Raw genomic sequence first — 6,744 nt, 5'->3', positions numbered from 1 at the left:
GTCCATCTGCGCCGAGCCGGCTTGCGGACGCTCGTCGGCTGAAATGAGCAAGCCCTGGCCGGCGCGCACAGCGCCGTAGGCGACGGTGGTGAGTTCCACTCCATGGCCGTGGCTTTGCTTTCGTGCGTTATCGCGCTGGCGCTTGATGTGGCCGAGGTTGAGCTGGGTGGCATGTTGCGTGGTGTGCAAGCGCGCTCCCACCTGGCCAGTGCTGTCGTCGAGGACCAGCGCGTTGTAGCCGCCCTGCCCATCCTGGCTGTGGCCGATCTCCTGGGTCTTGAAACCGGACAGGATGGCGTTGTGTGCATGCTCGGCGCTATTGCCGGCGAACCAGGCGGGGGCGTTGCCGGTGGCGGGACCGGCACCTTGTGCGACCTGATTGGCTTGCGCGTCGTCCATGCCTTTGCCGTTGTACAGGCTGCCGATGACAACGGGCCGGTCGATGTCGCCTTCGAGGTAGTCGAGGATGACTTCCTGTCCGATGCGCGGGAGAAGGCTGCTGCCGAAGTTGGGCCCGGCAGCGGCTTCGGCCACGCGTACCCAGACGTAGGCGCCATCGTTGCCGGGCGCGTTGTCGTCGCCTTGCGGATGCGTCAGGCGGCTGTGGCTGCGCGCGCCGCGCTGCCAGTGCATCTGCACCCTGATGCGATGGTCGCGCTCGGTGGCGATGTCCTGACCGGGCGTGCCGACGACGATGGCGGTATGCACGCCGTGGACGGCGGGTTTCGGATGCAGCAGGGCGCCATGGCCGTCCTCGGTCAGGAAGCGCCACGGGATGTCGGCGCGCAGTGCGGTGAAACGGTTGCTGTAGATGGCTTCTTCTTGCACCGGTGCTGATGCAGTATTGGCGAACAGGCCGTCGATGAGTGCGCGCGCGTCAGAGCCGAGATTGTTGCGGCCCCGGTGTTGCACGCTGATGACGGCGAAGGTGACGGCTGCGTCGCCCTCGCTGCGACGCGCCGCGTCGTGGATGACGTGTTCGGCCAGGAGGAAGGTGGTGCCGGGTGCGAGGGTGCGTACGGTGCTCTGGCCGGCATACATTTTGTTGCGCGCTTCCAGCGCTTCCAGTTGCAGGCGGGCGCTGCGTTCGACGGCTTCCTGATCGCTGAAGCGTCGCACGCCAGGATGGTCGATGCTGACCAAGCGCGGGACATCGCCGTTGTCGTGGGCACTCTGGAGTTCGGTATCGAACAGTCTGACCTGCGCTTCATGCCAGCTGCCGAGCAGGATGGCGTTGGTACCGATTCTGCGCTCACCATGCCATGCAGTGATGCTGTCGCTGTGTTCGACGGCGCTGGCGCGGTGGTAGCGGATGGTCGCTTGCGCATTGGGGGTGAAGGCGCCGTTGTGATCGGCAATGACGAGGGTGTGGCTGCCGAAGTGTTCGTCTTGCGTGTCGCCGATGTGTTCGAACCAGTAGAACAGCCCTTCCTCGGCAAGCAGGCGCTCGACGAAGGCGAGATCACTCTCTTCGAATTGCGTGCAGACCTCGCGCGGTTTGTACTGGCCGGGATCGGCGAGCACGGTACGCCATGCGGGTGCCAGCATTCCCTTGTCCTGATAGTCGCTGAAGATCTCGGCGATGATGTCGAGGACGTTCTTGCCTTGCCATACGTAGCTGTCGCGACGGCGGCGCAGGAAGGCGAGCCAGGGTTCGAGGGTGAGGCGGTAGCGTGCGAAGCCGCCATCGGCGCCGAGACGCTCGAATGCGGTGACATGGCCGTGGATGGGGCGCAATTCGCCGGACTGCGTGAGTACTTGCAGCAACGCGGGCTGACCAAGCAACACAGAAAGGTCGAGCTGCGCGTCGGTACACAATACGGTGATGGTGAAGCACCAAGCTTCACCCAGCGCTTCGCTGCCGTTGACGTGTTCTACCAGCAGCTTGTCGGCGCCGAGCGAGGTGCACAGGCGCAGCAGGCGGGTATCCTGGGTGAATTGCGCGAGGAGCGCGCGCAAGGACTGCGCGACATGCATTGCATCGATCATGCTTTTACCTGAAACCGTTATCTTTTAGTTAACGATATTTCAGCATGGAATTGCATGATTGACAATGAATTTGAGAGATGATTAACTCGCGAAGGCAAATATCATTACGCAAGGGTATTGCCCTTGCGCACAACTTCGGAGAAACCGCTTTGAACAAACGTGAATTCCTTGCCGCCGCCGCGTTCGGCTCGGCGACGCTGCCCACATTGGCCCATGCGAGGAAAGCGGCCGGGCCCGCGAACGGTCCCGCGCTGCTGACTGTGACCGGCGCAATCGACAAGGGCAACCGCGGCGCACTCGATCCGGCGCTCGACCAGATGATGAAGAAGCAGGGGCTCAAGTTCGACAAGGCGCATGCATTCGATTTTGCGGCCCTTGTCGCCCTGCCCGCTATCGAGATCAAGCCGACGCTCGAATACGATGCCAAAATCCATGCGCTGCGCGGCCCCTTGCTGACCGAGGTGGTGAAAGCAGCCGGCGCCGCAATTTCCGATGGCGGCAAGCTGGTGCTGAGGGCGATCGACGGCTATGCGGTGTCGATGCCGATCGCCGAAGCGCGCTCGCGGCGCTTCATCGTCGCCACCCACCTCGACGGCAAGCCGATACCGCTGGGCGGACTCGGCCCCTTATGGGCAGTGTATGACGCGGATCGTTTCCCAGACATGACGGCCAAGCCGGTCAACGAGCGTTTCGGCCTCTGCCCCTGGGGGCTGTATCACATCGACGTGCAATAGATCAGGGTCGCAATACGACCTTGATGCACTCGTCCTGCTTGTCACAGAAAATCTCGTAGGCATAGGCCGCATCGTCGAGCGCCATGCGGTGGGTGATGATCACCGCCGGATCGAAATCGCCGTTGCGGATGCGTTCCAGCAGCGGCTGCATGTAGCGCTGCACATGCGTCTGACCGGTCTTGATCGTGAGCGAGCGGTTCATCACGGAGCCGAACGGCACCTTGTCGAGAAAGCCGCCATACACGCCGGGGATCGACACCACGCCGCCGTTGCGGCATGACATGAGGGCCTGACGCAAGGCAACCGGCCGATCGGTTTGCGCGGCCATCGCCTGCTTCACGCGGTCGTATGCGCCCATGATGCCCATGCCGTGCGCTTCCATGCCGACCGCGTCGATGCAGGCGTCCGGACCGCGTCCGCCGGTCATGTCCTTCAAGGCTTCGGCGATATCGACCTGTTCGTAGTTGAGCGCGATCGCTTTCGATTTGTCATAGGCCATGCGCAGGCGTTCCGGCAAGCGGTCGATGGCGATCACGCGCTCCGCGCCGAGCAGATAGGCGCTCTGGATGGCGAACTGCCCGACCGGGCCGCATCCCCAGACGGCAACCGTGCTGCCGGGCTTGATCTCGCAGGCTTCGGCCGCCATGTAGCCGGTCGGCAGGATGTCCGACAGGAACAGCACCTGTTCGTCGCTCATGCCGTCGGGGACCTTCAAGGGCCCGACGTCGGCAAACGGTACGCGCACGTACTCCGCCTGCCCGCCGGCGTAGCCGCCGGTGAGATGCGAATAACCGAAAATGCCGGACGGCGAATGGCCCCACATCTTTTCCGCCATCCACGCATTCGGGTTTGAGTTTTCGCACACCGAATACAGCTTCTCCTGGCAGAAGAAGCAATTGCCGCAGGCGATAGGAAACGGCACGACGACGCGGTCGCCGACTTTCAGGCTGTGCACCTCGTCGCCGACATCGACCACTTCGCCCATGAACTCGTGACCGAGAATGTCGCCCTTCTCCATCGCGGGCACGAAGCCGTTGTACAGATGGAGATCGGAGCCGCAGATCGCGGTCGACGTGACCTTCACGATGGCGTCGCGCGGATTGATGATTTCCGGGTCCGGCACGTTGTCGACGCGCACGTCCTTTTTCCCGTACCAGCAGGTCGCTTTCATCCCGGTTCTCCCTTCCTGAAAAGAAGGCGACTGGCGACGCTACGTGTGCCGGCGGACTGCCCGATGGTGGTCGGGATCTCGCCGGTTTCGATCAGCCATTTGAAGCGGCGCAAGTCTTCCTCGATCTGCTGCGAGGGCTCTTCACCGAACAGCCTGGCGATCACCGCGCCGGCCTTGCCGCCCGGCGGGCTGTATTGGAGCGCGACGCGCACGATGGTGCCGCGCGCACCGGGTGCGGGTTCGAAATGCACGCTGCCCGCATTGTCGACATCAGAGCCTTCCACCGAACGCCAGGCGAGATAGCGGCTCGGCTCGTCGGCGGTGAGTTCCGCGTTCCATTCGATGCTGAGTCCGGCCGGCCCCTTGGCTTTCCAGTGCATGCGGTTGTCGCCGGTAATGCGCACCGACTCGACATGCTTCATGAAGCGCGGGAAGCTTTCGAAGTCGTGCCAGAAGCGATAGCAGTCTTCGGGCGAGCGGTTGATGATCAGACTCTTTTCGACATGCAGGGTGGTGGGCTCGGCAGTTTCGTACGTCTGACGCTGGCTCTGGATGCTCGACAGCACGTCGAGGGCGGTGACGCCGGCGACCGCCGCTGTCACCAGATTCAGGCGCCTGCGGTCGTTCATCGCACCACGGCCGGCCAGCGCCAGCAAGGCCAGATCCATGGCGTCGCCCGCCACGCGCGCCCACAACCATGCTGACTGGCGCGGACGCGTCAGGATGCCAATTCCGCTGGCAATCTCGCGCACGCCCAATGCCCGCATGGTGCGCGGACGATGGCCCACGCCCGCCGCCTGCGACACGCCGCGCGGAGCGAGCAATTGCGCAACCCCCAAGCCGATGCTGAACCAACCGAGCATCCTGGCCAGACGTTCGGCGCGCTCGGTATCTTCAGAGCGATGCCGTGCATCGACGGAAGACGCATAGGAAGAGGATCGGACTGGCGGGGAGAATTCGTGATAAGGCTCATTCGTCTGCGGCAATTCATGCACCGCGGCACCCGGCATGGCGGGGCTTGCTACCTGGTCCTGCATCATGTTTTTCCTCCGTTGCACTCGTCGCGCAGCAAGGCGCGCGACAACAATTGACGGAGCCGGCAGCGAAGCCCGGCGCGAAAACTTCAGGGGTCAGGTTAGTCAGGGTTTTCAGTACGGGAGTTCCCGCACCTCCGGGCGCGGGCAGATGCGCAACAGTGACTGGCCGAGCAGGCTTTGTTGATGTATTTTAATATTGCGTATCGGAAATAAGACGGTGTCCCGAGTGATGTTCCGAATTCGGCGCACATGTCAAAACTGCAATCGCGTACTCGCGCGACGCGGATCACGCCCCGGAGGAACCATGTTCAATCGCCTTGCCAAGCTGCGGATTTCTTCCTTGCTGTCGTTGAATGTTGCCGTGATTTTTCTCGCGGTCGGCGCCATGACCGTGATCGCCGGGCTAGGCATGACGGGCGGGGCGGGCATTGCGGTAGTGGTACTCGGAATCGCGGCGCTGGCATTGAATCTGTTCTTCGCCTGGTGGATCCACCGCAGCCTGGCCCATCCGCTGCAGGAAGCCGTTGCGCTGGGTCGCCGCATCTCCGCGGGCGACCTGACGGCCACTTTCAAGGGGCAGGCTAGCGGCGAGGTGGCCGAGATTCTGCATGTATTCGAGGACATCAAGGACTCCCTGTCCGTCATCGTGCGCGATGTGCGTGGCGGCTCGATCGCCATCGACACCACCGCGGGTCGGGTCAAGAACGACACGACTGCATGGTCGAGCCGGAATGAAGAGCAGGCCGTGTCGATCGAAAAAACCGCGGCCTCGATGGAGCAACTGACTTCCATCGTCAAGAACAATGCCGACAATGCGGCGCAAGCCAACCAACTGGTCGCGTCGACTTCCGATTTGGCGCTCAAGGGCGGGCACCTGGTGAAGGACGTGGTGAGCACGATGGACGCGATCAAGCAAAGCTCGCACAAGATCGTCGACATCATCAGCGTCATCGACGGTATTGCATTTCAAACCAATATCCTGGCGCTCAACGCCGCGGTGGAAGCAGCGCGTGCCGGCGAGCAGGGACGCGGCTTTGCGGTGGTCGCCGCGGAGGTGCGCAGCCTGGCGCAACGATCGGCCGAAGCCGCCAAGGAGATCAAGCATCTGATCACCGACTCGGTGGAAAAGGTCAACTCCGGCGGGCAGCTGGTCGATGCGGCCGGACAGACGATGGAAGAAATCGTCACCTCGGTGAAGCATGTCGCCGGCTTCATGTCGGATATCGCCAGCGCCAGCCAGGAGGAAAGCGCCGGCATCAGCCAGATCAGCGAAGCGATCATCGTATTCGACAAGACGGCGCACGAGAGCGCGGAGCTGGTGGCACAGGCGCTGAACTCGGCCGTCAGCCTCAAGGACAATGCGTCAACGCTGTCTCAGTCGGTATCGCATTTCAAGATGGGATCCGAAGTCGGCAATGCGGACGAAGCGCTGGCGCTGGTCAAGAAGGCGGTCAAGTTCGCCGGCGAAAACGGGCTCGACGGGCTGCTTGAGGACGTCAACAAGCTGAACAAGGGACATTTCATTCACAAGGACCTGTACATCGGCATTTACGACGACAAGGGCGTTGTCAGAGCGCATGGCGCCAATCGCCATTTCCTCAACTCGGAAGCCATCAACATGCTGGATCCCGACGGCAAGCCGTTCATCCGCGACATGATTGCCACCGCCTTGGGGAATGGGTCGGGCTGGGTGAATTACAAATTCGCCCATCCCGTGACGCAGGAGATCAAGCGCAAGTCGGTCTATGTCGAACGAGTCGGCAACATGATCGTGACCTGCGGCTGCTATGCCGCCTGATCGATCATCCGGCGG

The 6,744-nt window shown here is 62.6% G+C and carries 5 protein-coding genes; 2 read left to right on the top strand and 3 right to left on the bottom strand.

Annotated features, from left to right (window positions below):
• A partial coding sequence (locus tag VJ651_RS08820; RefSeq protein WP_324107093.1) for a type VI secretion system Vgr family protein occupies positions 1-1,989 on the bottom strand: 1,989 nt, incomplete at its 3' end.
• A gap of 149 nt (positions 1,990-2,138) precedes the next feature.
• On the opposite strand from VJ651_RS08820, the gene VJ651_RS08815 reads away from it, so the two are divergent.
• Entirely contained in the window at positions 2,139-2,723 is a 585-nt protein-coding gene (locus tag VJ651_RS08815; protein ID WP_324107092.1) for a molybdopterin-dependent oxidoreductase, read from the top strand.
• A gap of 1 nt (position 2,724) precedes the next feature.
• On the opposite strand, the gene VJ651_RS08810 is transcribed toward VJ651_RS08815, so the two are convergent.
• Together VJ651_RS08810 and VJ651_RS08805 are read right to left on the bottom strand one after the other, a co-directional pair.
• Complete coding sequence (locus VJ651_RS08810) at positions 2,725-3,894, bottom strand: zinc-dependent alcohol dehydrogenase (RefSeq protein ID WP_324107091.1); 1,170 nt, start codon at positions 3,892-3,894, stop codon at positions 2,725-2,727.
• Entirely contained in the window at positions 3,891-4,934 is a 1,044-nt protein-coding gene (locus tag VJ651_RS08805; protein WP_324107090.1) for an SRPBCC family protein, read from the bottom strand. Before VJ651_RS08805 ends, VJ651_RS08810 begins: the two co-directional genes overlap by 4 nt.
• Positions 4,935-5,235: 301 nt before the next feature.
• On the opposite strand from VJ651_RS08805, the gene VJ651_RS08800 reads away from it, so the two are divergent.
• Complete coding sequence (locus tag VJ651_RS08800; RefSeq protein ID WP_324107089.1) at positions 5,236-6,729, top strand: methyl-accepting chemotaxis protein; 1,494 nt, start codon at positions 5,236-5,238, stop codon at positions 6,727-6,729.
• The last annotated feature ends 15 nt before the right edge of the window (positions 6,730-6,744 follow it).

The sequence above is a fragment of the Noviherbaspirillum sp. genome, from assembly GCF_035254865.1.
Taxonomy (GTDB): domain Bacteria; phylum Pseudomonadota; class Gammaproteobacteria; order Burkholderiales; family Burkholderiaceae_D; genus Noviherbaspirillum.
This window is presented reverse-complemented; position numbering and strand designations above follow the sequence as displayed.

Coding starts and splice junctions, on each gene's coding strand:
- VJ651_RS08810 (WP_324107091.1), bottom strand. CDS start 3,894: ATGAAAGCGACCTGCTGGTACGGGAAAAAGGACGTGCGCGTCGACAAC.
- VJ651_RS08805 (WP_324107090.1), bottom strand. CDS start 4,934: ATGATGCAGGACCAGGTAGCAAGCCCCGCCATGCCGGGTGCCGCGGTG.
- VJ651_RS08800 (WP_324107089.1), top strand. CDS start 5,236: ATGTTCAATCGCCTTGCCAAGCTGCGGATTTCTTCCTTGCTGTCGTTG.